Genomic DNA, 1,329 nt, shown 5'->3' with positions numbered 1-1,329 from the left:
TCAAAATCAAATACTTGTATAGCACGATTTTGAACTAAAAATTGCGAATTAGAATCATCTTCTGAACAATCATGAAGTGTAGAAAAAGAATAGTTTTCTTCTAAATACTGTTTAATTTCTAGAACATCCAAAATTACTCCTCCTCTAGTTCCAATTCATCTCTTAAATTTTGAAGATCAAACATTGATTCCGCTAATTCATCATAAATATCACTTAATCTTTGTGTATAATCCTCTATGGTATAAAAATTAGGGTTTTGAGTATGCTTAGATTTATAATAATTTACTTTCCCCTCTATTCCATGTTTCATTGAGAACAGTTCTATAGCTTCTATAAAGTATGGGCTATGGGAAGTTACTAAAAATTTAATATTTAAGTATTTAGATAAAAGCACTATTAATTCAGCATATTTAAGTTGCCATTCTGGATGTAAATGTATTTCTGGTTCATCTAATATTACATACTCTACAGTATTAAACGCTCCGCTATTTTTTAAAATACTAAGAATAGAAAAAGATTTCATACCTGTTGAAAGGTTTGACAATGATAGTTTCTTATTACGATCACTATATGGAATTTCATAAAAACTTTTCCTTCCATTTATTGAAATATTACCATCTATAACCTCTTTCAAAATAGCATTAATCATCTCATCATTTTTCTTTTTTGAAAAAACATTTTCATCCGAATTTGTTTGTTTTAATAAATCAATAAGATATGATTTATGATTATAAGATAATTTCTTACCTCCCAAATATATTCTAATTGATTCAGAAATCTCATCAATAACTGTAGGATCATCTATGAAAATTGGTCTAACAAACTCTCTGTTTATATTAATCGTTGATGCTTCTCTGTCTAATACATCTTCTATGAAAACAAGCTTCCCACTATTATTATTAACCTCTGTAAATGAAATTGTTGATTTTAAATTATTAGATGTTAAATTAGAAATTTGAGAATTGAATTCATTGTTAAATACCGATTGCAACATTTCAAATTTCAAATTATCTTCTTTTAGAATATCTGTGTCTAATATCTTTTTAATTTCTTTGATACTCATTCTAATAAGAATATCATCTAAATCTACTTCCATTTCTCCTTCTAAATTTCCCGTTGTTAGACTTTGTGTTATGACGGTTTCTTCTAAAGAATTAATGATTTTTTTTAGTTTATTAGAAAAATTAATACTTTGATTTTCAAACTCTTTTTGAGAAGTAGGATGCTCTTCGAGCATAGAAATGATATACGACATATTATCAAGCAATGCAGTTGCTTCTTCCGCAATTGCTAAACTTTCTTCATCTAATGAAATTTTTTTAAGTCTGT

General features: G+C 26.6%; 1 protein-coding gene. It reads right to left on the bottom strand.

What is annotated here, in order from left to right; all coding sequences use genetic code 11:
* Positions 1-133: 133 nt before the first annotated feature.
* Positions 134-1,329 (bottom strand): AAA family ATPase (locus QI30_RS18725; RefSeq protein ID WP_126992078.1); only part of this gene is annotated, 1,196 nt, incomplete at its 5' end.

The sequence above is a fragment of the Candidatus Kurthia intestinigallinarum genome (genome assembly GCF_003991225.1).
In the GTDB taxonomy this organism is placed as follows: Bacteria; Bacillota; Bacilli; order Bacillales_A; family Planococcaceae; genus Kurthia; species Kurthia populi.
The sequence above is the reverse complement of the archived record's forward strand: the minus strand, read 5'-3'. Positions and strand labels throughout refer to the sequence as shown.